Origin of the sequence: Novipirellula galeiformis (assembly GCF_007860095.1) — a bacterium.
Lineage (GTDB): Bacteria > Planctomycetota > Planctomycetia > Pirellulales > Pirellulaceae > Novipirellula > Novipirellula galeiformis.
On record NZ_SJPT01000015.1, the window covers coordinates 67,230 to 93,387 of the forward strand.

Here is a 26,158-nt window from a genome sequence, read left to right on the forward strand (position 1 = left end):
GGAGCGATTCGCGGTTCAATCAGAGCGGTTCTCAAAAAAGGTCCGCTGCTCAACGGTAGGATGCGATCTATAAAGGATTGGCAACTGGGGTGAGCGAGAATGTTTCGATGGAAAAACCACGGTCCCAAGGATGCCAGTATTGAGGGTTTGTGATTTGGGCAGGAATTTGGCGGGCATCGATGATTGCCGTACAGCGACATACCGGACTGACCGCGTCCCGGTAGCCCACCGCTTGCAGCGAGTAGACGTCGCTACGTGACGTCAGGTAGGGTTCGAGTTGTTTTAACCGACTCCGATCGACCAAGCCGGCTTCGAGCATCCAGGCAATCGATTCGCTCGCCTTGGAAACCGTCGCACCCTCGGTCGTAGGCCTCTGGCGGACAATGGCTTGTGCTAATGCGAGATCGATCCCAGGGACACCCGCCAAGACTTCGACGGGCGCTTCGGTTACGTCAACGCGTCCCTCGAGGATCGGGGCGAGATCCACCGTCGACTCATTCAACAACCTTCCAAGATAGTCGCGGCTGGTCGAGATGTCACTGGTAAAGGGATTGGGGAGCGTCTGTTTTTTCCCCGATGCATCGCGGGCCGCAGATTCAGACTCGGTAGTAGATTCCGTTGCGGGCACCTCGATGCGAGCTTCCACCAAATCGAGGACGCTGACGAGCGAATACTTTGCCGGTAAGCTGAAATCGGGCGACCAATTCGTCCCGGACACCTCCGAGGTGTCACTTGATGAGTCCCCGGTGGGCTGGGTGTTTGATCCCCCGAGACCATACTGCCGCACGGCGATCACATAGTTCGCCCATTCCAATGGCCAGACTTGAAGCAGTCTTTGATGCAGCGTTGTTAAGTTGTCTTCGTTCAAATAGAGCCGGGGCTCCCCCGCAGCGCTCTCGTTTCGCTGGCCACTGTGCCACGTCAAATACCTCTGCCACGCTAACGGTAGCTGGCTCTCGCTCGTCGATCCTCCCCCGCCGAGCGAGGATGAACCGGCGGCGGATTCGCCCTCTGACATCATGCGTGCGGCCCAATGTAGCTCCAGCGGATCGAGTCGATAATTCTGGTTGAGATCTCCGCCGAGCCAATGGAACCGCAACGCGTCGGCGCTGGCTTGCTGGTCGACGGCGGGGGCGGCGTTTTCCAAGCGATCGAGCAAGCGACTCTCCCCGGTCGCAGATCCGTCTCGGCGGGCCACTCCCAGCCGACGCAGCCAAGCATCGATCAACTCAGCGGTGGCACCGGGCAACCGCATCAACGTCGCACGAGCATGGCCGGGAAACTGTCGTTCCCATTGCAACAGAGTGGGCAGGTGAAGCTTGGCCGATTCGTTCTCTAAACCAAATCGCAATGGCGAGTTCGCGGCGTCGCCGCCGATGGCCCCTGCTGCGGTCGAGTCCACGCCGCCTCCGTTTGCATCCGACGCGAGATTCCTTGGGGACACCACACTGACGTGCCACAAGTTGGTGTCCCCGGTGGATTCGGACTCGTTTGCTGAAGCCTCGACAGGCACGTGCTGAAACAGCGGCGAATTGGACTGCACTCCGCCTCGGTTGGCACGCTGGGTTGGGGAGGTTTCCAAAAGCGACGCGGCTAATTCGAGACCACTGAGCGCCGCTAACTTCGCCTGTACTTGTTCCTCATGAACGCGAGTCACGCGATATTGACTCTGCATGGTAAAGGAATAGCGATACGCGCCGAGTGCGATCAACATGGTCAACACCATCACGACCAACAGGGCCATGCCACGGCGTCGTTTACAAGCACCGTGATTTGGATTGCGTGCCAACATCAGAAGTCACCTCCCGGTGCATCGTAGGATCCCGTAAACGGTCCCGAGAACGGGGCGGAAGCGGGACGCGACATTGGACGAGCCTCGACGAGCACCACAATCGTCACCTCGTGGCCTTCGCGTTGCATCAGACTTTCCTCGCCTGCGGTGGATACCTCGGCCACCGGTTCGGTAGCCAAGGCGGAATCCGCAAACGAGAGCTGCAAATCGTCTTGCGTGTTGTCCAATTCGTCTTCAAACGGACCGCTCGATGGCCTTGGCGGCTCGGGGCGACGCATCTCGGATCGCGCAGGAAAGTTAAAACTCAGTGCAATCGCAGTCGGCAATCCTCCATCGATGTCGCTGTTCCACGAACTCTTCCACGATTGGCCGTCACAGTATCGGAATTGGCATTCGAGCAATCCTTCGAGTCTTGATTCCTTGAGCGGGACTCCGCGTGCAATCGGTTGATCCTCGTTTTGCCGATACAGGTCTTGAGCCGTCAACAAGCGATCAGCCGCCGACGTTGCTTCGGAACTTCCCAATGTCGTATCGGAACCGGAAATCGAGTTTGGGCTACTCAGCTCGCTACGAATCAGTGTGTATTGAACATCGGGCGTATCGAGTCCCACCGCAACGTTTGGTGAATTCACTTGAGACGACGAAGGGCTTGCCGAGGGCGACAAGCGATATTCGATTTCGAGGCGTTCGGCGGGCCATGGCGTTGCCGTGGTTGGTGTTGCGGGAACGGCCGAGGTCGAACTCAATATCGGCTCTTCGAATTCGTCCGCTGCGGGATCCGACATCAATCGTTCGAGAAAGGGCAGGGGGTCGAGTGACGGCACGATCGTGGCCGAGAAACCTTGCGTGTTTCCCGTCAAGCGAGCGGTCGTCGACGCGATACTCGCACTCGGGCTGGGATGCAGCGAACGCTCGGGTAACGCGGTCGCCGCCAAGTGTTGAATGTCGTTCTCTAGCCAATTTCGCGCCGAACGGATCACCTGAGTGCGACGGGCTACCTTCCAACCTCGCTCTTCAGCATCACGATAGGTTCCCATCAACGACCACGCCACACTCATCAACGCACCCAGCAGCGCCAGGGCGAGCATCAGCTCGAGCAGCGAAAAAGCCTCACGTGGCTTGAGGGCCGGCACTCGAATCATGGTAACGCTCCCGACATTGAATCGGAGTCGGTCATCGCAGCTCCGGTCGAATCGAAGCGGGGGCTAGTCAAACGGCGTTGTCGGACCAAGCGTGAGATGCGACAGAGCGGCGTGGTACCCTCGCCGCTTGCTGCAACCGGCGTGGCGAGAATTTCGACCGTCACGCGGACAAGCCCCGCTCGATTTTCATCTGCCGCGGCGCCGTCGACCGAAGCGATCGAACCAGAGCGATTGGCACCACCGCCGAGTGAAACCGGCGTGACGCGAATCCGATACCCGCGTGGCGGGGGTCCCGCCAGCTCACCGCTGACCTCTTCGTTGGGTTCGGCATCGCGGGGTGGCAACGCCACAAACTCATCCATCAACGACTGTGCTTGTGAGATCGCCTCGGTCAGTTGCTCGGCTCGGCTACCGAACTTGGCACCCAACCCCAGCAGCGAGCTAAGCACCATCGCGCTGGCCGCTAAGAGGGCGGTCGCCAGCATGACTTCGAGTAGCGAAAACCCGGTTCTCGAATTCCGAACCGACGTTGAAAACCGTACCGATTGAATCATCGCGCGATCTCCAATGCACCGGTGACCGACGCATAGGTAACGCGGAGCGTCTCCTGGATGCTGGTATCGTAAAGCTCGATCGTCGCGTCGCGTCCTTGACCCGTTGCGGAAAGTGGCAGCCACCATTGGCGATCCTCCGCACCAAGGCTCGCGCCGGAGGTGCCGGGAAGCGAATCGCTTTGCCGTTGCGGTGGATCAAGCCTGTTGTCATTGGGAAGTCCGCCCTCGCCCGGTCCGCTATCGAATGGCGGATCGCTGGGGGCGGCGAGCGTCCAGCGAACTTGGGACACGACCACGGTCGTCGGCAATCGCCATGCCCGAACGGCAGCCGGAGGCGGGGTCGCCAAGGGAGCGTTGCGGCTCTGCGAGGTGGCGACGGGAGCTACCGCCGAGGCTGAGTCGTTCAGGGCGAACCCCGTGTCCCCCGCAGCCATAAAACTATCGAAGGTTCCCGAGTAGATCTCGCTTCTGCCCTGGCGTAATTGGACAAAATAGGGAGTTCCGCTCAGGGACGCTTGGTAGCGACTTTGGTCGATCGCGTCGCGCAGCATCTCGGCAGCCTCATCGAGCGTGGTTCGCCGCAGTGGCCGCTGTAAATTGGGCCACACCACCGCCATGATCCCGACCATCACCAACAGCACGATCACCAGTTCGAGCAGCGTAAACGCTGGCCGGGATCGCGATGAGTTCTCGGACGCGAAACGCGATGCGGGTTTCGCGTCCTGCGGGGCAGGCGGTGGACAAAGCACTCAGCCTAAACCTCGGTTGAGGACGAACTCGAATCCTCTTCGCCTTCGGCGGGTTGGTTTCCGACGTCGTCACTGGTGCCGGGTTGTCGATCGGGACCGAGTGAGAAGATGCGTGGGAAGTCCACTGCGGATTGTTCCTCTTCCCCTTCGCCGAGACCATATTCGTATTGAAAACTACTGCCCCACGGATCGAGTGGCAACTTGCCTCCTTCGATATAAGGGCCGTCCCAGTTGCGGGCCAAGGCTTCATCTTCGGGGGCGTTGATCAACAAATCCAAGCCTTCCTCGGTGGTGGGAAAGACCTTCATATCGACGGCGTACATCTTAAGGGCCGAGCCGAGATTTCCAATCTGAGCTTGAGTGGTTCGTACATCGGCCTTCTTTTGCGAGCCCAGCAAGCGTGGACCGACGATCGCCATCAAGCCGACCAGGATGATCAACACGATCATCAATTCCAACAGGGTTAAGCCGCGACGCAACGAACGGTGACGGGAGAAACGGTGACGCATGAATAAGACTCCTAGTCTGTGAAGTTGAAAGGTTATCCGACGGACGAATTCAGATCGAATACGGGCAACAGTACGCCTACGATGACGAACATCACCATGCTGCCAATCAAAATCAGCATCATGGGCTCGATCATTTTCACCAACACCTCCAACCGTCTCTCGATACGGTTGTCGATACGATCGGCAATTTTGACGAGCACCTCGTCCAAAGTGTTCGATTCCTCGGCCACACGAATCATGGCCATAATTTGTGGTGGAATCAGTCCACTGGCCGCCAACGGTTTCGACAACGAATCGCCGGCGGTCACATTTTCAGCGGATTTCAGCATGACTTCTTCCAACAAACGATTGCCGGTCGAACCACTGCTGATCTTCAATGATTTAAGTAGCGGCACCCCGTTGCGAAGCAACGTGCCGAGCACGCGACAAGCTCTTGAGACGGCCGCATCGTGAAAGATCGAGCCTAGCATCGGTGTTTTTAGTTTGACGGTATCGAGCCCCCGACGACCGGTCTCGGTGTTCAAAAAACGTTGGATACCAAGTCCCACCCCCAGCATCCCCAAGATCAAGAAAATGCCATAGTGCATCATCACGTGACTGGCGCCGAGCAACAGCACCGTGATCAACGGCAACCCCGAACCGTTCTGTTCCAAACGATCAAAGAAAGGTTGGAACTTAGGCACCAGAAAGACAATCATCAGCGAGGTGATAATGGTGCCGACGATGCCAAGGATGATGGGGTAGGTGAGTGCGCCGACGATCTTGCCACGCATCTCGTCTTGTTTGCGTAAGAACAAGGCGGTTCGCTGGAGCGCCTCTTCCAAAAAGGCCCCTTCCTGGCCCGCACGGACCATGCTCAGCGTCAGCTCCGAGAAGATGGTCGATTCGCGGGCCATCGCTTCATCCAAACTATCGCCTTGGGAAACCGCGTCGTGCATGCGCAGTGTGGTTTCTTGTAGACGTGGGTTTTCCATCGCCTCGGCCAAGATCTTGAGCGAATCGAGCATCGGCACGCCGTTGGTTAACAGGTCGGCGAGCTGCGTACAAAAGTCGGCCGTTTGCTCCTTGGTCACGCGAACGGGTAACGAAATCGTGGTCCAACTTGGCTTGACCGCTTCGGGATCCACCAGACTCATCGGAAACAGCGATTGAGCGCGTAAGCGTCGCATCGCTTCGGCGCGATTGGCCGCCGCAATTTTGCCGGAGCATTTCTCGCCAGTCGCCGATTTGGCCGTGTAGGTAAAGTCAGTCATGATTCAGTCGCCCAAACGAATTAATCCGCTTTCGTAACGCGGAGGACTTCGTCGATGGTGGTCACGCCGGCAAGGGCCTTGTTCCAACCATCCATGCGCAATGTTTCCATGCCGCTTTGCATGGCTGCTTTTTTGATCAAGTCCGAGCTCGCGCCCTGCGAGGCCAGTTGCCGCACCTCTTCGTTCGTGACCAACAATTCATAGATGCCCATCCGACCACGATAGCCGGTCCGTCGGCAATTCTCGCAACCGCCCGGTCGGTACATTAGTAGCCGCGGATCGAGTCTCGCCTCGGCGGGAAAGTCGTCGGGCAATTCGTCGACGTCGGGACGATACGGTTCTTTGCAATCATCGCATAGCACGCGGACCAACCGCTGAGCCAAAACACCTTCGACCGTATTGGCTACCAGGAATGGTTCGACGCCCATGTCGTTCAGCCGCATGAACGCGCCGGCTGAATCGTTCGTATGCAAGGTGCTAAACACCATGTGTCCAGTCAACGAAGCTTGGGTCGCGTTTTCGGCGGTTTCCAAATCGCGAATTTCACCGATCAAAACCACGTCGGGGTCATGCCGCAAAATCGCCCGCAGACACGCGGCGAAGGTCAATCCCACCTTGGTGTGCACTTGAATTTGGTTGATCCCGTCAAGTTGGTACTCGATCGGATCTTCGGTGGTGACAATTTTGTTGTCCTCGGATTTGATTTCGCTCAGCGCGCTGTAGAGCGTCGTCGTTTTTCCCGAACCGGTCGGCCCGGTGACCAAGACGATGCCGTGAGGTAGCCGAATCAGTTTCTGGAACTTCTCGTACACCGAGTCGGGCATCCCGACGCCCTTGAGCGAGAAACTCAAATTCGATTTGTCCAACACACGCATCACCACCCCTTCGCCATGTAGCATCGGGATGATCGAAACACGGACATCGACTTCGCGACCGGCGACCCGCAACTTGATGCGACCGTCCTGAGGAATCCGTTTCTCCGCAATGTTCATCTTCGCCATGATTTTGAGGCGGCTGATGATGGCGGCGCGGAACTGGTTCATTTCCGGTGGAGTCGGTTGTTTTTGCAACACGCCGTCGATGCGATAGCGAAGCTTTAATCCCGCCTCTTGGGACTCCACGTGAATATCGCTGGCCCGCACCTCAATCGCTTCGCTGAGAATTTCGTTGACCAACCGCACCACGGATGCTTGCTGGGCTTCCTCGGCATCCTCCAAACTATCCGCATCGAGCTCCTCGAGCATCTCGACGTCACCCGCCTGACGTTGGAGCGCGATCAAGCCATCGATTGTCTCTGAACCGACACCCAGATTACGTTTGATCAGCCGTTGGACCGTCTCGGCGGTTGCCACCACGGGACGCACTTCGACCTCCAGAGCCGAAGCGACCGAATCGACCGCGGCAAAGTCAAAGGGATTGCTAATGGCTAATTTGATCCAGCCCGGGCCGCGCTCGAGCGGAAATACCTCGTGCCGATGAATCAACTTCATCGGGAACCCTTCCATGGCGTCGGCAGGCAAATCGCCCTCGTCCGTATCGAGCCACTCAAGACCCAAGGAACTTGCACTGACCGCCAATAACTCTTGGCGGTTATTGAACGACCATCGATCGACTAGCGTTTCCAACGGATCGCCATCACGCAATGTGTCGGCGAGTTGTCGTAATTGGGTCGAATCCAGCTGAGGATGTAGCGCAACAGTATTAGCAATCATCGTTCATTCCTTAGCAAACAGGTGGGAACTCGCTCCGCGAGCTGGGGGATTGGGTTAGCAAATGCCTAACCGAAACAGCGGTGGAGAACCGAATCGATCGAACCGCGTCTTCATCTCTTGGATGGGGTGACCGCGATGAAACCGGACTCAGTCGTCCGTGGATCGCTCTGGCAAAGGGTGGGATTGAAGTGCTGGGAGAATCTGAGTGAGCAGCTGAGGTGGGGAGGACGTGCGGAGCACGTAGGGTCGAAATGGATGGGTTACGTAGTTTGAACAGCCCAGAAACTACTTGAATTATCGTTACAGGTCAACTTGTTAGCATCTACGGGGAAACGAAAACTGCTCCTCTGAACCGTATAAACGATACTCGGATAAGTCAACTTTGGCGATTTTGGCAACCTGCGTTGCCGATCCCGGCTTTGAGGAACACGATTACTTAGCCATCAAAATCCGGAGAGCTTTCTCAATACTTGCGGTATTGGTGGAGCGGAGACGAATCAGATCTACCCTTCGGGAGGGGGCATCTTTGGCCTGCTGGTCGAGCGACTCAATGAAAGTGCGGATTTCGCCAGTCAACTCGGGGGGGGCACGCAATACGAGTGAGTTGCTAGCCTCATCCACTGAGACGGTCAACAACGGCCCCGAGGCCTGCGCATTGATTTGCTGAAGCATCGTGGCCACTTCCAACGAAACGCCTTCAGGAATGGCGACGGGACGTCGACCGGCGCCGGCGGACAGTTGGGATCGGTACACGTCACGCAAAACTCGTTCGACGTTCTCTGCACTCGCATTTTGCAGCGTGATCATGGTGGGAGTGATCTGCTGTAGCGAATTGAGCAATTCCTCGGAATCGAGGACCCCCAATAACTCTTCGACGGTACGACGATCGTTGCGGTTACCGCTGACGATCAGTGCGTTAATGCGGGCGTCCGCGACGATCTTGACGCGTTGAAGCACGTCGGAGAACGACGCCGCCCGTGATCGCCGCCCCTGGGTAGGCGGTGAAAATAGATCGGTCAACAAATCCTGCACCTGGTCGGCGCCAGCGTGACGCAGTAGGTAAACCGAGTAGTTGCCGGTCGTCGTAAACGGCTCTAACCGGGGACTCAACAGCGTCCCGAGCAGTCGCTGGAATTTGTCCAACGCCTGGCGATCCGCGGAAGCCAAGGTCCATTGCTGATCCCCGACCACCACGACGATAGGAGCCACCGAAGGGTTTGCCGGTGGCGAAGTGGTCGATGGGGCCGCGGCAGCCGTTTTTTGGGGGGCGGTCGGTTTGGTTTCAGGCTTGGTTTCGGCGGCATGTTCCTCTGCATCCGATTGCGGCGTGCTCGTCAATCGCGTCCCGTTGTCGCTGGGCGTTGAATTCGGCCCTGCGGAATCGTCTCGCCGATCGCGGGGATCCTCGGCGGCCGGTGTGGCTTGGATCGGTGGGGCATTGGATTTCGGTTTCTGCGGCAAAACGCTGCCTTCAGGCCGGATGACTTCGATCGGATTGCCGCCGATCCCGGGCCACAATCGTCGCAAATCTTCGAGCAATGTTTCGGAATTGCGATGGACGGGAACAAATCGCAGGCGTCCGCCACCGCCGTTGAGATTTTCATTGTCCCCGGTGGCGGTTACCGACGTGAAGGATTCACCCATTTGCTGCAGCAATTCTTCCATCGCTTTGAGTTGCGGGGCGGTGGCGCGAACCAGCACCGTTTGCTGATCGTTGCTGACAGTGATCGTCGGCATCAAATTGTAAGGTTCGTCCTCGAACAAGGCGTCGGCGGCCATCTTGAACGATTGTGGGTCCGTGGCCTCGAGCTCAATGATTTTGAGTTGGCGTTCGGGCGGGGCGAGTTGCTTGAGCGTCTCTTCGACCATCGCAATTTGCTGAGCGTCGCCCACGACAAACAATTGTTCGTTTAACGAATCGTAACGCACGTCGACGTCCGCCCCGGCCGCCTCGTCGAACAGGTTTTCAATCGCGTCGGTGACCGAGATTCCGTCCGCGCCGCCCAGCGGAAAGACTCTCAATTTGCGAGAATCGACCGTCGTTTTGGCAACATCGATCTGTTCGACAAGCATTTCGGCAACTTGCAAATCATCGCGACTCCCCACCACAAAGATGCTGTTGGTTTCACGATTGAAGCTGACCCCCGCTTTTGTTCGCCGCCCTAGTGCTTCTTTGATTGCGTCGGCCACGACCTCGGGATGAGCATGTTTGAGCACAAAGGATTTGAGCGTCGGCAGTCGCGTCGGTTGTGTGTTTAGGGTTTCAATGACTTGAGCGATGCCGGCGTGATCCTGCTTGGTCGCAGTCGCAAACAGCCCGCCGCTGACGGCATCTGCGGCGAAGGTGACTTTGGGAAAACTGTCTTGCAATGCTCGTGACAACGGCAACGGCTGGCTACCGACGACGGCATAGAATTCGGTGGTTCGAGGTTCGCTGCCACCATGTTCAATCTGTTCAATGATTTCCGCGATCTGCTCTAACTCTTCGGCCGTCGCGGTCACGATCAAACTGTTCGATCCAGGGTCGGCGGTGACGACCGCCTCCGTGGCCATTTCTTGGACCGCGTTTCGTAATGTGACCACCCGCGCATTGCCGACGGTGAACACGCGTGTTTGCGTATTTTCACGCTGAAGGTCGTACTCCTTGACGATGGTCGCAATCCGCTGGTGTTGTTCCGGTAGTGCCGTTGCCACCAACGCCTTCTGGGCGGCATCCCCCATGAACGTCGCGTCCGGCATCAGTCTGCGAAGCGTCACTGCTAAACCAGCGGGATTGGCTCGTTCGAAGCGATACACCTGTGTTTCCATCGAGTTTGTTCGCTGGACGTCAAACGATTTAATGAATTCCGCGATCGCGACATGATGTTCGCTTGTGGCCGTGGCCGAAATGGTTTTCGATACGGCATCTTGAGCGAACGTGGCTTGCGGAATCAATCGAGTTAAGACCGTTAACGCCGAAGTCGGATCGGCGTGCTGCAACGGATAGACAACGGAAGACAAGGTCTCGGCGGGCGGCAATTGTTCGACCAATTTCTCGACCATCGCATCGACCCGCGCCAAGTCGCTGGGCGATCCGATCGCCAAGATCGTATGGTTGGCGGGATTGGATTCCAATCGAACCTGGGGCGGAATCGTCGATTGCAACGCCGACAACACATTGGCCAAATCAATTTGCTTGGGATCAAACCGCAGCACCTTGGTCGTGTTCTCTTCCGCATTGGGCCCGTTGGACAACAATTCGATCACCGCCGCGACTCGCTTTTGCGTCTCTTCCTGGGCCACGACGATCAATTGTCCGGTCGTCGTGTCGGCGGCGATGCCGATGGCGGGGAATAACGTTTGTAGCGAACTTTGGACGGCGACCAATTGGGTCGGTTTGACGATGTAAGTCGCCGGTTGCATCGCGTTTTGGGCGTTTTTCCCTAACTCATCCAAGGCTTGTTGGACCCGTGTTTGTTGATCCGCAGACGCCCAGACCGTCACCGTCCGTGAAACCGGATCGCTGCTGATCAAGGCTTGCGGAGCCAATTGCATCAAAATCGCCGGCAGCGTCGTCATCTCACCAAACGGAACCGGATACGTTTTGACGAGTTCGGCTTGGTCACCGGGGACCGCCAGCAATTGCTTCAAGGCGGCTTGCAATTGTTGTTGCTCTTGTTCGGTGCCGGAGGCGACGACGCGGTTGGCGGTCGCGTCCGCGGTCAATTGCATCCCAGGCCACATCGCTTGCAACGTAGGTAGCAAGGTTGTGGCGTTGAGTTGTTCGGTTTCATAGCTACGGATCTCGGTGGGTTGGCGATCGGCACCCGCGCGATCGATCTGTTCCAACGTCGCCTTCACGGTCGCCTGCGTCTCGAGGGTTCCCGTGACCACCAATTGACGCAATTTGTCGTCAGCCACCACCGACGCGTCTCGCACAATCGCGTCGAGAATCAATTTGACGTTTGTCGCGGTGGAGTGCTTCAAGGCATATGCCATCACCACTTTCTGTTGAGCCACGTCGGGCGCGGTGCCGATGGCTTCGACCAACTGACGCAATTCTTGGTGAGTTTGTTTGTCGGCCCACACCAACAAACGATTGCCGTCGCTATCGAGCGTTGTTCGAGCATTCGCTAATAACGGAGTTAGCGCCAGCTGTAACGCTGCGACCGGCATGCCTTTGACTCCATAGTTTTCCAACACTTGCTGGGGTTTTCCTGGCAATTGGACGTTGAACTCTTCAATTCGCTTTTCGATTTGTGGTTGTAATTCCGCAGTCGCCAGTACCGTCAACTCATCCCCGTCGGGATTGATAGCCAATTGAGCGCCGGGGAACTCCGCGGTCAGAATCTGGGTCACGGTGGCGACATCTTGAACCTCAAGTGCATAGGATCGGGGCACCGTCATTTCGGGAGTCGAAGTAGGTTGGTCGATTTGTTCGAGCAGCTTTGCAAACGAGGCGTGTTGGTCGGGGCTAGCCCAAACCAGTAACTCGTCGCTGTTTTCGCCATCGACCAACGTTACATCGGCGAGCGCCGTGGGAAGCTGTGTCAAACTGCTTCGCCGTGATCGCTGGTTCTTGCTGAGTCGATAGATTTGCATCTGTCGTACTGTGGGGGGCGGCAACACGGTGAGCAACTGAGGCAAAATGCTTTCGATTGCCGCGATTTCCTCGTTTCCACCCAACAGCATCAATTGCCGTCCCCCGGGGCCCAGCCAAGACTTGGCGTTGGGGACAATTTGTTGCACAGTTGTGAGCCAAGCGGCGTCGGCGGAACGATCCAATGCAAAGGCGCGTAGCTTCAACCCCGCGGTCGCCTCGGATTGTTGCCAAATTTCGATGACTTCGGTAGCGAGTTTCAGATCACCTTCGGAGCCACGGACCAATACACGTCCGAGCGTCGGGTTGGTAGCTACGATACTGTTGGGCAAAAACGAGCGTAGGGCGGTCGCCACTTGTTCCACCGCCGCCGGCGCCACCTCATAGATCCGCAACGATTTTTCTTCCGTGACCGGTTTGATGTCGAGCGCCTGCATTGCCGAACGAATCAATGCCTGGTCCTCGCTAGCGCCGGTCACGAGGATGCGGTCGGACGTGACCGTGATCGTCGCTCGTGGCACCAAGCGGGCCAGTTGCGATTGAATTTGTTCGCCCTGCATACCGGAAAGGGGATAGGCGACCGACTCGGCGCCCGATAATCCCGATCGGCTGGCGTGCATCTGATCGATTGCGGTTTTGATCGCCGTTTGTTGCTCCGGGATCACGTAAGCACTCAGCACGCCGGTCTTCGCGTCGACGGTGATTTGCTCGCTAGGAATTAACTTCAGGATCGTCTCCAACGCTGCCGCACTGTCCATGTCGCCCAAGGGGTAAGCGGCAAAGACGGGCTTCGGGGGCGGAGCCGGTTTCTCGGGTTTGGGTGTCGGCTTGGGAAGCGGCACTGCGGCAATCAATTCGTTGATCGTCTTCATTTTGCCCGCCGTTTCAACGACCAACAATTGGCTGCCCCGGGCCAAGGGAATCGCCCGTCCGTAACCGCTCAAGTAGGGTTTTACCTCTTGCAAAACGGCTTCAATCGGACGTCCGGCTAACGGAAATTGCACGCTCACAATTTCAAATCGTCCGCGTTCGTCCAATTGCTCTTGGGAAACTCGCGGCAGCAATTCCAACGGGATCGAATCGTTCAACTCCATCACGACCAACATCTTTTCACGGCGCACCAACGTGAACCCACGCGTCATCAGTACGCTGTTGAGCAGATCGATTCCTTCGCGCGCCGAATAGGAGCGTGAATCGCTGTAGGTAAATGTTCCCGCAGGCGTGCGGTCCATCACCAGGGTGAGATCCTGCTGCGCGGCGAACCAATTCAGCACATCGTCCCATTTCATCTCGCGAAACTGAAACATCAGCCTTTCGGTCGGTGCCGAAGCTGTGAATTGTGCCCGTTGTTGGTCGGTAAGCAACGCCAAGATTTGTTGCCGAAAGTCAGTTTCGACCGCTTTCTTTTCCGCGTCCACTTGGGTGGCCGCAAGTCCTTCGGCTCGCTTCAAGAGCAAGTTCTGAATCTGAGCGCGCTGGGCATCATCCAAGCTTAGACGTTCAGCCACCTCGGGATGGGCCAACCGCGATAGATCAGCGTCCTGGGCCGCAACGTTTTCTGCAGCGTGAATCGCAAAAATGGAAGTCAATAACCACGCGTAACGCATCGCGGTCAAACGGCCAGTCAACATCGACAGGACTCGAATAAAGATGGGGAAGGAGGCGGGGAGTGGTGACCGGGCACAAAGAGGGGTGCGCGAGCGACCAATCGGTTCGAACCGCCCAGTATAGTTGGAATCGAGCCTTTCGCCATGCATTAGTTTGCCGGTTCTAAGATGCCTCGGGCCGCTCGGATGGTTTTCTGACTCGATTCACCCGCCATCAAACAACGGAATTCGCGCTGCGGAGTGCCGCTCGCAACCAAGCGTTTTTTGGGAAATGCCATCCCTGGTTGGGGGGGGGCGGCGGATTACCAAAGACCGAGAATGGTGAGCGATCCGAATCAAGATGGGGTACACTACCCCGCTTGGATTCACCCCTAATGAGTTTTCAACTGAATGAAAAAGGAAAGATTGATGCGTCCGATCCTGCTTCCCCCTTCACTCGCGGTGTTACCCCGTGCTGTGATGCGAGCGTTGATGTTGCTGAGTTGCACGGTGATCGCCGTGGCGTTGCCGCAAGCGAAGGCCGCAGCCTCCACATACGATGTCGTGGTTTATGGCGGCACCTCGGCCGGGATTGCCGCAGCGGTCCAGGTTCGGCGGATGGGCGGAACGGTGGTGGTGATTGAACCGTCGCGTCGGATCGGCGGACTAACCACCGGTGGGTTGGGAGCGACCGACATTGGAAACAAAGCCGCGATCGGTGGGATCGCTCACGAATTCTACCGCCGCATCCGCCAGCACTATGACAATCCAGCAAGTTGGCGGCAGCAAGAGCGCGAGCAATTTTTTGCCAGTGGTCACTCTCGCAGCTCCGCCCAAGAAACGGCGATGTGGAACTTTGAACCGCACGTCGCGCTGGCGATCATGCAAGCTTGGGTACGTGAGCATGAAATCCCTGTGGTCTACCACCAGCGACTCGATCGCGGCGGCCAATCCCAACCGGGCCAACCGTCCCGCGGCGTGCAGCTCGACGGCCCGCGGATCGTGGCGATCACGATGGAAAGCGGCGATGTCTATCGCGGCCGAATGTTTCTTGACGCCACCTACGAAGGCGACTTGCTCGCGGCTGCTGGGGTCGACTACACCATCGGCCGAGAGAGCAACGACCGCTATAAAGAAACGCTCAGCGGCGTCCAGACTCGTTATGCCAAGTATCACCAATTGCTTCCTGGGGTCGATCCCTACGTGATCGCGGGGGATGCGAAAAGTGGTTTACTGCCCGGCATTGACCGCGATGGACCCGGGACCGAAGGCAGCGGCGATGCCCGTGTTCAAGCTTATTGTTTTCGTATGTGCTTGACCGACGATCCGGAAAACCGCATCCCGTTTTTTAAGCCCGACCATTACGACGCGGCACAGTACGAATTAATGCTGCGGAATTTCGAGGCGGGAGAGCGGGGGATGCCGTGGATCAATTCCGGCATGCCCAACCGTAAAACCGACACCAACAACCGTACTGGATTTTCGACCGACTTCATCGGTCAGAACTACGACTATCCCGAAGCGAGTTACGAGGAACGTGACCAAATCGTTGCCGCACACCGACTCTATCAACAAGGTCTGATGTGGACGTTGGCCAATCATTCACGCGTCCCCGATCACATCCGCAACGAGGTCGCTCGGTGGGGAACGTGTCGTGATGAATTTGAACGCGAAGACGGTTGGCAACAACAACTCTATATTCGTGAAGCTCGGCGGATGATCGGCGAGTCGGTGATGACTCAGCACCATTGCCAAGGTCGCGAGGTTGCCGAACAACCCATCGCGTTGGCCGCTTACACAATGGATTCTCATCACGTCCAACGCTACCTCACGGACGATGGCTACGTGCTCAACGAAGGGGATGTCCAAGTCGGCGGCTTTTCGCCTTACCCGATCGATTACGGTTCGCTGACGCCCAAACAGGACCAATGTAATAACTTGCTCGTTCCGGTTTGTCTCAGCGCCAGCCATATGGCATTCGGTTCGATCCGGATGGAGCCCGTCTTTATGGTGCTCGGTCAATCCTCCGCTACCGCGGCGATGCAAGCGATCGAGTCGAACGTTGCCGTGCAGCAGATCGACTACGCAAAGCTGCGAGAACGTTTGCTCAAGGATCAACAAGTGCTGGAGTGGACCGGCCCGGTTCGCAGTTCAGCGGTGTCCGTCGACCCGAGCACGCTAAAGGGCATCGTGGTTGATGACTCGGAGGCCAAGAAGACGGGCTTTGTTGGGACTAGCCATATGGTCGGGCCGCATATCGCCGCGGGCTATGCCCATGACGGCAACTCCGACAAAGGGCATCAATCGGCTCGTTTTGAAGTAACGATCGAGAAGGCCGGTCGCTACGAAGTCCGCATCGCCTACACCGCGAATCCTAACCGGGCGACCAACGTGCCTGTGAAGGTGAAGCACGCCGGCGGCGAGAGCACGGTGAGTTTGAACCAACGCAAGCGGCCGAGTGATGGCGCGTTCGGTTCGATCGGTAAGTTTGACTTCACCGTTGGCACCGCCGAGATCGAAATTAGCAACCTCGATACCGACGGCCATGTCATCGCCGACGCCGTCCAATTGCTGCCCGTCGGCAAAGATTGATTCTCAAGACGTTCAACGTCGATGTCCATCTCTCCTCTCTCCCACGGCACCGCACGGCGCTGCCTCGAGGAGAGAGGAAGCGGACACGACACACCTTTCCAAGAACCGTAAGTTACCGACGCTCGCGTTCGGGGGCTTGCATCAGCCGACGCATTCGCTTTGCAATTGCGTTTTTCGATGTGTGTGCCGATGTGTGCCGAGCCGATGGCCCAGCAATTGGCCTCGTTTAGCCCAACGGTCACGTTTTCTACGGCGTTTCGGCTTTGACTTTGACCACGTACAAGGTGCCGGTGGCGCCACGTTGGACCGCTTCGGGTCGGTCGATATTCGCTTCGGAAACGGTAACCCAGGATTCGTGGTCGTTGAGCACCGTGACGCCGGAGTTCCCCAGTGTCGCGCCGCGTTCGGGAACGAGGACTCGTTCGGTCGCACGGGTCACGACCAACCGCTCGCGGTCCACTTGGGCGATGAACAACGGCGCGCGATGTCGGAAAACATGATCGTTGTCCGCGCCGCGGCGGGTGTAGACGAGAAACAATCCGCCACCGGCGGCGACCCAGTGCGCTTGCGTGTTGTAGCTGCCTAGGTCTTTGCCATCATCAAACGTCCAAGCTTTGGCCGGCCGGAATTTCAGCCCATCGTCGCTGACGCTGACATACGCTTTGAGATCATTGCGCATCGTTAAGTAGTAGCGTCCCTGGTCCGCGATCAGCGACGGTTCGTAGAGACCTCGCTTCACATCGAGTGAGAGCACATTGCCGTGTTCTCGATAGCTCAATTGATCGCCGTCAAAATCGCAACGAACGATCGTGCTCGAAAACGGCTGTTTCGCATCGACCCCGATATAAAACGGTAATAGCAATGTGCCATCGTCGTCCACGACCGCTTGAGCACACGCCGAACGGGCAAAGTTGAACGAGTCGATCTTGGGCATCTCAATGCGCCGCCACGGGGTCCATCGTTGTGTCGCGGGATCGTAAACCGCATACGCGGTTTGATGGGCACGCGGTTGGTCTTCCAATTGGGCTCCGGTGGAGCTGTAACGCACCTGGGCGCCGATTGCGATTAACTTGTTCGTCGGGGCGTGCCACAACGGTGTGACATCTGCCACGGCAATATTGACGTCACCGTCGGATACCCAATCGAGTGCACTAGCGAGCACCGGAGGTTGCCACGTTTTTCCCCGATCGTTCGATTGCATCGTGTAGGCGCCAGAAAAATAATCCGAGCGTCGCAGCAAACGCGATAGGATCATCAAAACCGATGGATCCCGATTCGGCTCGGCCGCCGAAGCGGGAATTGCGGCAGCCCGTGGATGGATCCAATACGAGCCATCCTCCGGACGCGTTCCCTCGCCGAGGGCCTCGGTCAGCTCGATGCGAAGCGGGACTCGCTTGTCCGCCGCAGTACACAGCGGTTTCAATACCGAGACCACTTGCGTGGCGATCTCTTGGTGCCCACGAGCGTTGGGGTGGCATCCATCGACGGTCCACTCGCTTAAATTCTGGCCACGTTGATGGGCGGCGGTCCAATGGCCATAGTGGTCGACCCATTTGAGATTGTTTTGCCGTGCCAGTGCACGACCACTTTCGATGAATGGCTCCAATGACGAATTGGGATTGTTGCCGATGCCATTGGGGCGGGCGGCATCAGCCCACCGTGGCGGAGTCATCAAAATGGGTTCAATGCCCTCGATCAATAACTGTTCGATGATCGCTTGCAGATTTTCGCGATACGCTGCGGTCGTCAACCGGCTCGTTTGTTTGCCCTGGTCGACGTAGCTGTCGTTGGTGCCGTACATCACGACCGCGAATTGTGGACGTCGCGAGATCACATCTCGCTTCAGTCGCCGGAGTGCTTGATCGGTGCGTTCACCCCCAATCCCAACGTTGGCAACCGTTATCTGCAGTCCCTGTTCCAACAGCATCGCTTGGACCTGCTGCGGAAATGTCTGCTCGGGCGACACTCCCGCGCGAACGCCTTTGGTAATCGAGTCGCCCATAAAGACAACGTCGACTTGAGGCAGCGGTGGATCGGCTTGCTGGCCATCCGCGTCCGCGGCACTCGCCACCGCGATGCTGAGTATTGACACGGTCATCAATGGCATTAGCCGCCAAAGCGAGCGATGCCAATGCAACAAAGCGGCATAGGATTTGAACATCATGGATCCAATTTTGCGAAGGAACAAAGTGAGCGAGGCGTGTCGGGCCATGATTCTCGAGGGAGACCCGCGAGCTACTCGCCAGGATTCAGCCTATTTACCAGGATTCGGCGCCACCGGTGCGATGATGCGTGATGCATGTTGCCGGTTGTGGTGGATCGTGTTGACCGCTTTGACCGCATCTTCAGGGAATTCCATCGTTAACGGTTTCCCGGTTTGAGGATTCGGCTCATAAAGCGGAGCCCCGGTGCTGGCGATCGTAACGCGAATGCGATGGCCCTTGTTAAAGATTTGGCTGATCCAACCTACTGGGAACGCGATTTTGTGTACTTCCCCAGGCTCCATCAGCACTTCCTTTTCAAAGCCGTCGCGATAGCGGGCGCGCCAGGGATAGTCGACAATTAAAATCGAGCGGCCATCGGGATACACGTCGCTGACGCGAACGATGACGTCGGTGTCACGAGCGGTCGATGACAGGTACAGCTCGGCTTGGATCCGGCCGGTCCATTCGGTGGGCTCGGTGAGTGGCTCGGTCGTAAAGGTGCGGACCTCCGCTTGCTGTTCGAATCCGCGGGCATCGCGTGCCCCAGGGAACGAGGATCCGGGAATCTTCATCGGGTTCCAGGGGTCGCTGATGTAGTCGGTCGAACTCGTTTCGGACTTTGGCAACGCGGCGGACAAGCCCCCTTCGGATTGCAAAAATATCGGGGTCAACGTCGACGGGGGAGGAAAATCTTGGGCCGATCGCCATTGGTTGCCTGGCGCCTCGGGCTCGTCGACCGCCCCCATCACGTAATAACGCACCGGCGGGTCATTCGTAACGCCGTTGTCTTCGCCCAGCAAATAATGACGAAACCAGCGAGCCATGTGATCGTCGCCGAGCCAACGGGCGTTCTCCGGATAGGTCAGTTCACCGACGCGGTTACGCTTGTTCGCTCCGCCATGCAACCAAGGGCCGATCACTAATTGTTGCTGGCCACGCGAGTTCTCGCCGCCATGATGTTGCCGCCCCTGAAAACTGGCAATCGATCCTTGGTTCATAAAGTCGTACCAGCTGCCGATCGTAAAGCAGGGAACGTTCATTTTGTCGAAATGACGAGAACTGTCCTCGGCTTGCCAATACTCATCGTAAGTCGGATGTTCAAACCACTCTCGCAGCAACCGCCGATTGTCCTGAGGGTCACGGCAAACCCGGTCCATCGATTTGAATCGTTCGGGACGCGTGATGCCGCCGATGCGATAGCCTTCTTCAAACAGACTCAGCCCGGTGTCGATCATGTACTGACAAACCAAATGAGGCGGCCGAGTGACGGCGAGATAGTTTTGGGCATACCCGGCTTGGGAACCTCCAAAGGTACCCACTTTGCCGGTGCACCATTCCTGGCTGGCAAGCCACTCGCAAGTGTCATAGCCGTCCCGCAGCTCTCCCCATTGCAAGCCGCGATAGCCCATATAGGCACCTTCGGAAAGTTGCGTGCCACGAAAGTTCACCAACGCGACCACAAAGCCGGCGTTGGAAAGTTTCGCAGCCGCTTGTCGTGATCCCTTGCCACGCAGATTCGAGTAGCGTTGTTCGAACACCGCCGGCCAAGGCCCTTCGCCGGCGGGAGTGTACAGATAGGCCGACAATCGTTTGCCGTCACGCATCGGGATCATGACGTGAGTCTCTCGAACGCCACCAAGATCGATGTCGTTCGGTTTACTGGTCGCGTCTTGAGCCGTCGCGGAACCAACGAGCATGAAAATGAACGCTGTCAGGGCCAGCCCATTTTGAATACGCCACTGAGCATTGCTACCGAGCATCATCCGATTTTGTTCCTTTGATCTTGCGACCCGTAAATTTATACAGAAAAAAAGGTGGCGGAGGAGCACAGGCCCCCGCCACCGATGATGGTCCCAAAATCATGATGGGAACCGTAAATTTCGGTTGTCATGCAGCGTCACTTCGTTTCGCCGCTTGACAACCGTCTTAACGCTAGACGTCTTGCCTATGGCTTAGGCGCTTCGCTTCTCAGGTAAGCGATCAAGTCGGCAATGTCCTGATGGCTCATGTCTTGCTCGAGTCCATCGGGCATCAGCGACTTGCCAGTGCTACGGATTTCCTCAAGCTCACTACGCAGGATCACTTGTTGCTTGTTCTCCTGGCCGACCATCGTGATACTTCCCGCGGTCTCGCTAGTGATCAGTCCGCTAATCGCTCGTCCGTCATCGGTAAGGGCGATGTAGGAAAGGTACTTAGCATCTGCGGCATCGCTAGGATCCAAGATTGCCGTTAGCAAACTGCTCGGATTACGATCGGTGATCGAGCGGAGATTGGGGCCGAGTTCATGGCCAACGCCGTCCATTTTGTGACATGCGGCACATCGTTTTGCGAAGACCGCGCGTCCGGCTTCAACCGAACCGGTCAACTTCAGCACCGGTTGATGATCGAGCACCACCTTGCGGCGATCGCTGCTGCCGGAGGCATTCAGCAATTTCGCAGCTCGCGCGGCGATCGCCTTGTTTCGGTAGTTGACCAAGGATTGTCGCATTCCCGCATCGATGTCGGTTCGCGATACCTCGCCCTGCTCCATGGCGTCGAGTAGTTGCGTCAACCATTCCACTCGTGTCGTCAGCACGCTCAAAATTTCAGTGCGTAGCGATGGCGAGTAGCTCTGCCACTGTGCGATCAATTGCTCTCCGACTTGCGGATCCGCAAGCGTTCCCAAGTGGCGGACGGAAGCGACTTGTACGTTTGGCGGCGTTTGTGCACTCAGAAGCTCGCCCAAACGCTCTTGATCCGCGGCTTGGTCTTGCGAATCTCGAGCCAACAATCCGATCGCGGCGATGCGAATGACCTCGTCTTGGTCGGCGTCCTCGACGATGTCACGAGCGAGTTCGGTGAGCTTGGCCACTTGCTCTCGCACCTGTTGGCCCTGCTCTCCAAACGGTTTGCAAAGCTCCTCCAATGACTTCTGGTGACGTTTCAGTGCATCCTGTAATTCAGACACGGTGCGGAATCGCCATGCCGGATCACTCGACAGCAGGTCTTCTACCTGATCGCCGTCAAGAATGGCTTGTAACCCGCTCAGTGTCGCTCGTGGATTGTCCAACGCAACACTCAACGTCAACAACTGAGACACCCATTTGCCGGCTGCGGGATCTTCTCCTGCTGCCAATGCGGCCACGATTAACGGGTTAAGGTTGTCGGCATGAATGGAACTCGTGACCGCAGCCATCAAGTACGGATCGTTCCCATCACGCAGGGCCAATTGGGATAGCGCCTCGGCGGATTGTCGATCCGAATATTGCCCCAATGTGCATGCCAGTTGCAAACGCACTTTGGCGTCCGTATCGCCGGCGAGTTTCACCAATGCGGCCATCAACTCGGGATGCTCGCTCGCCATCGGTTCGGCAAGCCGGATCGCGTGACGACGGACACCGGGATGAGCATCAGCCAAGGCCGTTTGCAGTAGCGAGGCCGAAAGCCCTTCCATCCCGTCCAAAGTGCACAACGCGTGCAGGCGGGCGAGAGGATTCGCATTCGATGCGACCATGGTCTGCAGCGGTGCCAAAGCCGCTTGGTCGCCACGCAATAGTAGCACTTGGCTGGCGAGATCTCGCTGCGGACCGTTGGGGCTGGCCAACGTCGCAACCAACTCGGCCGTGCTCTGCTGTTGCAGTTTAGGCGTTTTTCTCGCGGCCTCGGATTTTGGCACGATGCGATAGATTCGCCCATACTCCTCACCCAAGCGATAGTGCGGTTTCAACTCTTCTCGCCCTTCCGGTGTTAGCCATTGGGGATGTTCGATCATATAGCGATACATGTCGACGACCCACAACGCGCCATCGGGTCCGGTACGTGTCATCACAGGACGACACCAACGATCCTTGGAGGCAAAGAAATCAATCTCGGATTCAGCCTCATCTCGGTGTGAGACGAAACTGACGCCATCCTGTTGGAGCACGTTATGTTGAACCAGGTTGTGAAACGGTTCGCAGGTGAATGCGTGCTGAGTATCGTACGAGGTCGGGAACAAAAGCTGGTCGCGATAGACCATTGCCGAACAGGCGGAAGTGAATCGTCCCGATTGTTGGAAGTTATGGAATCGCTTCTGCGGGCTCTTGGCGGGATAGACTTTGGGGTTGCCCGGTAGGACCAACTGTTTGCGTGCATCCGGTGGAGCAAAGTGAGTGTTGCGACGGAGGTAGTGATCTTGCAGTACATAGTGCCAGATCGGAAAGCTGTTTTGTTCGCCAAACCAGTTCCCCCAATCGTCGCGATCGCGTCCAAACTGCGAGGGACCACTTTGCGGATCCAATTCGCCGGTGTCGGCCCGAAAGCGGAAGTCGCGACTGCCGAGAACGATTTTGTTGTTGGCCTTCACCGCGTCGATGCGACGGTCGGCACCGTAGCCGCCATGATGAGCGCCACTGGCACAGTGGATCCAGTTATCTAAGCCCCAACGTAGACCGTTGACGCGCAATTGTTGGTTGCCTTCTTGGAATCCCGAGAACAAGACTTCACGTTTATCGGCGCGACCGTCGTTATCGGTGTCTTCGGCGTAAAAGATCTCGGGAGCCGCGGTGACGATCACACCGTTGCGCCATGGCATCACTCCGTTGGGAAAGCGAATGCCTTCCATAAACAAAGTCGATCGGTCGTATTGTCCATCGCCATTGGTGTCTTCGAGAAAGCGAATTCGGCCGCCGGGTTTGCCATTGCCGTCCATCCCCAAGGGATAATCGGCCATCTCGGCGACCCATAAACGCCCGTCCGCTCCCCATTCGATCGCGACGGGATCTTTGACCAATGGCTCCGCAGCGACCAATTGGATCTCGTAGCCCTCACGAACATGCGTTGCCGCCAACGAATCAGCAGGAGACATCGGTTTTAAATCGTCATGCGTCGCTGCGACTTCCGCTGGCTTGGCGGAGGTGCCCGCGTCCGAAACCTTGGAACTTTGGCTGCGCGCCGATTGGTAATGGGCACTCACTTCGTCGGCCGAAATCACGCGATCGTACAATGCCACTTCGGTCAGCTTGCCTTCGAGGGGAGCGAAACCATCGTTTCGTCCACCAAGGAAGATTTCGGTTGCCTCGGCGGGCCGCGAGATGGCGAATTCGCCACTGATTTCCGGAGTCGGGTTTCCATTGAGATGGACGGTGACCTTACTACCGTCTCGGATCAATGCAACATGGTTCCATGTCTTGAGTTCGAGGTCCGTTGAACCGGCAACCATTTGATTACTTTTGTTGCCGTTATAAAAGAACAAGCGGCCGGCGTTCTCCGAATCCCGGTAGGTCCCTCCGATCCCAAGATGGTCACCCGCGGCAGTCGCGTCGTCCGACAAACCTCGCGAGAAAAGGTATCCCGTCACCGCGCGTGCATCGTGCGGAAGCCCATTCCAAAACCACAGTTCGACGGTGTAGGTGTCGCCAAGATCCTTGAGGGTGGACTTCACTCGACCGCCCGCAAAATGAGCGGCGTGATGCTCGGGTTCGATAAAGCCGGGCAAGTAGAACGCCACCCCCGGTTCATATTGTCCGTGATACTTTCCGGTGGCATCCGATGCGATGTTGCCAGCGAGTTCGCCCAGACGCCATTGCGCCACTGGAGCCGAAGCGACGACCGCCTCGGAGTAGGCATTTGCCGGCGTGAGTGCTTCGCGTCGAGGCTTTTCAGCAACTTTCTCAAGCAATTCCAACAAGGTTGCGACGATCTTGGGTTCCGCTTCGACCTCCAAACTAGCCGTCCGCGCAGGCCACGTCGTGTAGCCTCCCAAGGCATGTTGTTCCGGAGGCGGAATGTAGCCTTCGGCGCCGTTGGCGAGTTCGATGTTGAAGGTCGTCGAGAGCGGACTCTGAGCTTTCAACTTCAGTCCGGTGATGCCGTAAACTTCGTTGGGAAGCGCAGTGATGCCCAAATCGCCAATCCGAATCGCTTGTAATTTCAGTTCGACTTGTGGCTCCGCATCGATCAATAGCACCTCGCGGGCATAAATCTCTGGCCTCGAGTGCGGCAACTTCGTGCCCAAAGCCTCCATCGTTGCGTTGGCCCACGCCAAACGATCCTCGTCCGCGGCGCGACGGTCGAGGCGGAGCGTTGACTCGGCCATCGCCAACGATACCCAATCTTGATACTCGATCGATTGATAGGCATCGTGTGCGACCTGAGCGACCTCCAACGTGTATTGGTCGAGATCCAGTGGTGTCGCGGGGCCTCCGTAGTCCATCCACATCGTGTCGCCACTCGTGCCTTGCGACATGATGCCGACAAACGGCACCTCCGCCTCGGCAACCCCAATCAACTTGGCGAATTGGTCGCCAAAGCGGCCACAGAAATCGCCCGACACGGGCGTCGAACCGTAATAGTGCATCGCGTAGTTGCCGAGCACGGCCAATGGCTTACCGTCAAGCGACTGAACCGACAACAGCGACAACCCATGATCGGCAGGGCCGGAGGGGCCAATGTGATTCGGGCTCTGGTAACCGGGATGCATGTTCGCGCGAACATTGCGTGTGCCAAACGGATCGGTCCCGATGCGGTCACCGCGAAAAATCCAGCGGCGACAATGGTTGTGAAGCGGATCCTGGATCGCGGTCCATCCCACCTTGGCCGGCGTCAACTGCTTTGCCGCTTGGTGAATGCTCTTGGCGATTTGGCCCGGCAAGAATTTTCGATACTCGTCGTCCGCCCTGCTGCCTAAACACGCCATCGCAGCGGGGGCGGAATGAGTGTGGGTGGAGGAGATCAGCATCCGCTCGGTGGGGATACCGGTCGCCTCGTGTGCCATTTCCTTCGCGAGATCGAGCAAATCACGCGGGATCATCAAATTGTCAACGACCACGATCGCTAACCGAGTCTGGCCGTCGTCCAGCACCAATGCGCGAGACATCACCCGGTCGGTGACGCGGTCGACGATTCGCTCGTTGAAGTAACCGTTGACAATCACCGGAGAGTTCTGTGACGTGACGTCCACCGACGCGGCTCCGGCACGCAAGACCGGCTTGTTTTTCGGCTCCGCTGCTTCCGCCAGAACCGAGGCGGCCACCAGGCTCAGCAGTGCCACGCACGTGCATCCAACTGGAATCCGTGTGACACATGGCTGGGAAAACGTCGCACGTAGGACGCTAAAAACAGGGGTGATCAGCGTTGTCCTGTTGGAGCGCTTTTTCAAATGACTCACGCTTGGTTTCCTATCAACTTTGTTGGATTCGGGTCAGGAATACTGGCCTACGTAACCTCTGGCGTTCGCAGACGGCCTCTGGCGGTAGCAAACGGCCTCTGGCGTAAGCAGGACGGCCCGTCGCGGTAGCAAGGCGGCCCTTTGCGGGCGGCAATCGACGCAGGCAGGTGGTGGGGAGGGAGTGTGGAGGGAAGGGACGCAACCGGTTTGCGTCTGTCATTCGTTTAAGTTTATCACGCAATGATATCGAAAATTGGCGGGCCGTGGTCGATCTCCAGCCGTTTTCGGCCTGGAATCTCCAGTCGACGGGTGTCCAACCCTAATTGGTGCATGTTTGTGGCGTGGATCTCGGTCTCGTAA

The 26,158-nt window shown here is 57.4% G+C and carries 13 protein-coding genes; 1 reads left to right on the forward strand and 12 read right to left on the reverse strand.

The genetic code is table 11. The features are described from left to right. Positions 1-67 precede the first annotated feature (67 nt). From Pla52o_RS25040 to Pla52o_RS27745, 9 genes are all read right to left on the reverse strand, one after another. Complete coding sequence (locus Pla52o_RS25040) at positions 68-1,792, reverse strand: general secretion pathway protein GspK (protein WP_146597378.1); 1,725 nt, start codon at positions 1,790-1,792, stop codon at positions 68-70. Continuing rightward, positions 1,792-2,934, reverse strand: coding sequence for a prepilin-type N-terminal cleavage/methylation domain-containing protein (locus tag Pla52o_RS25045; protein ID WP_146597379.1), 1,143 nt, complete (start codon positions 2,932-2,934; stop codon positions 1,792-1,794). The genes Pla52o_RS25040 and Pla52o_RS25045 overlap by 1 nt, the downstream gene beginning before the upstream one ends. Then, positions 2,931-3,488: a type IV pilus modification PilV family protein gene (locus Pla52o_RS25050; protein ID WP_197169511.1), complete on the reverse strand. Its 558-nt coding sequence runs from the start codon at positions 3,486-3,488 to the stop codon at positions 2,931-2,933. Before Pla52o_RS25050 ends, Pla52o_RS25045 begins: the two co-directional genes overlap by 4 nt. Beyond that, complete coding sequence (locus Pla52o_RS27210; protein WP_197169512.1) at positions 3,485-4,237, reverse strand: hypothetical protein; 753 nt, start codon at positions 4,235-4,237, stop codon at positions 3,485-3,487. Before Pla52o_RS27210 ends, Pla52o_RS25050 begins: the two co-directional genes overlap by 4 nt. A gap of 5 nt (positions 4,238-4,242) precedes the next feature. Next, positions 4,243-4,746 carry a type II secretion system major pseudopilin GspG gene (gene gspG, locus Pla52o_RS25055; RefSeq protein ID WP_146597381.1) on the reverse strand — a complete coding sequence of 168 codons (504 nt, stop codon included), beginning with the start codon at positions 4,744-4,746 and terminating at the stop codon, positions 4,243-4,245. Positions 4,747-4,778: 32 nt separating this feature from the next. Continuing rightward, positions 4,779-5,999 carry a type II secretion system F family protein gene (locus Pla52o_RS25060; protein WP_146597382.1) on the reverse strand — a complete coding sequence of 407 codons (1,221 nt, stop codon included), beginning with the start codon at positions 5,997-5,999 and terminating at the stop codon, positions 4,779-4,781. A gap of 20 nt (positions 6,000-6,019) precedes the next feature. After that, the gene (locus Pla52o_RS25065) at positions 6,020-7,711 is read right to left on the reverse strand and encodes a GspE/PulE family protein (protein ID WP_146597383.1); all 1,692 of its coding nucleotides are present in this window, start codon (positions 7,709-7,711) and stop codon (positions 6,020-6,022) included. A 432-nt stretch (positions 7,712-8,143) separates the two neighbouring features. Next, entirely contained in the window at positions 8,144-13,921 is a 5,778-nt protein-coding gene (locus Pla52o_RS25070; protein ID WP_197169513.1) for a secretin N-terminal domain-containing protein, read from the reverse strand. Between the two features lie 125 nt (positions 13,922-14,046). Next, positions 14,047-14,175: a hypothetical protein gene (locus Pla52o_RS27745; protein ID WP_261343364.1), complete on the reverse strand. Its 129-nt coding sequence runs from the start codon at positions 14,173-14,175 to the stop codon at positions 14,047-14,049. Positions 14,176-14,287: 112 nt separating this feature from the next. Between Pla52o_RS27745 and Pla52o_RS25075 the strand changes: the two genes are divergently transcribed. Beyond that, positions 14,288-16,468 (forward strand): FAD-dependent oxidoreductase, encoded by a 2,181-nt coding sequence (locus tag Pla52o_RS25075; RefSeq protein ID WP_231612646.1) that lies wholly within the window; start codon positions 14,288-14,290, stop codon positions 16,466-16,468. Positions 16,469-16,715: 247 nt separating this feature from the next. Here Pla52o_RS25075 and Pla52o_RS25080 read toward each other — a convergent pair whose 3' ends face one another. The 3 genes from Pla52o_RS25080 to Pla52o_RS25090 all read right to left on the reverse strand — a co-directional run bounded on the left by Pla52o_RS25080 (position 16,716) and on the right by Pla52o_RS25090 (position 25,681). Next, a complete protein-coding gene (locus Pla52o_RS25080) occupies positions 16,716-18,632 on the reverse strand; it encodes a GDSL-type esterase/lipase family protein (protein ID WP_197169514.1) in 1,917 nt (638 codons plus the stop codon). Between the two features lie 90 nt (positions 18,633-18,722). Then, positions 18,723-20,435, reverse strand: coding sequence for a CocE/NonD family hydrolase (locus Pla52o_RS25085; protein WP_197169515.1), 1,713 nt, complete (start codon positions 20,433-20,435; stop codon positions 18,723-18,725). A gap of 182 nt (positions 20,436-20,617) precedes the next feature. Then, entirely contained in the window at positions 20,618-25,681 is a 5,064-nt protein-coding gene (locus Pla52o_RS25090; RefSeq protein ID WP_146597386.1) for a PVC-type heme-binding CxxCH protein, read from the reverse strand. Between the last annotated feature and the right edge of the window lie 477 nt (positions 25,682-26,158).

What these genes read in the sequence shown, in the direction of transcription:
- Pla52o_RS25075 (WP_231612646.1), top strand. Translation starts at nt 14,288, where the DNA reads ATGAAAAAGGAAAGATTGATGCGTCCGATCCTGCTTCCCCCTTCACTC.
- Pla52o_RS25080 (WP_197169514.1), bottom strand. Translation starts at nt 18,632, where the DNA reads ATGATGTTCAAATCCTATGCCGCTTTGTTGCATTGGCATCGCTCGCTT.
- Pla52o_RS25045 (WP_146597379.1), bottom strand. Translation starts at nt 2,934, where the DNA reads ATGATTCGAGTGCCGGCCCTCAAGCCACGTGAGGCTTTTTCGCTGCTC.
- Pla52o_RS25085 (WP_197169515.1), bottom strand. Translation starts at nt 20,435, where the DNA reads ATGATGCTCGGTAGCAATGCTCAGTGGCGTATTCAAAATGGGCTGGCC.
- Pla52o_RS25065 (WP_146597383.1), bottom strand. Translation starts at nt 7,711, where the DNA reads ATGATTGCTAATACTGTTGCGCTACATCCTCAGCTGGATTCGACCCAA.
- Pla52o_RS25050 (WP_197169511.1), bottom strand. Translation starts at nt 3,488, where the DNA reads ATGATTCAATCGGTACGGTTTTCAACGTCGGTTCGGAATTCGAGAACC.
- gspG (WP_146597381.1), bottom strand. Translation starts at nt 4,746, where the DNA reads ATGCGTCACCGTTTCTCCCGTCACCGTTCGTTGCGTCGCGGCTTAACC.
- Pla52o_RS25040 (WP_146597378.1), bottom strand. Translation starts at nt 1,792, where the DNA reads ATGTTGGCACGCAATCCAAATCACGGTGCTTGTAAACGACGCCGTGGC.
- Pla52o_RS25060 (WP_146597382.1), bottom strand. Translation starts at nt 5,999, where the DNA reads ATGACTGACTTTACCTACACGGCCAAATCGGCGACTGGCGAGAAATGC.
- Pla52o_RS25070 (WP_197169513.1), bottom strand. Translation starts at nt 13,921, where the DNA reads ATGTTGACTGGCCGTTTGACCGCGATGCGTTACGCGTGGTTATTGACT.
- Pla52o_RS27745 (WP_261343364.1), bottom strand. Translation starts at nt 14,175, where the DNA reads ATGGCATTTCCCAAAAAACGCTTGGTTGCGAGCGGCACTCCGCAGCGC.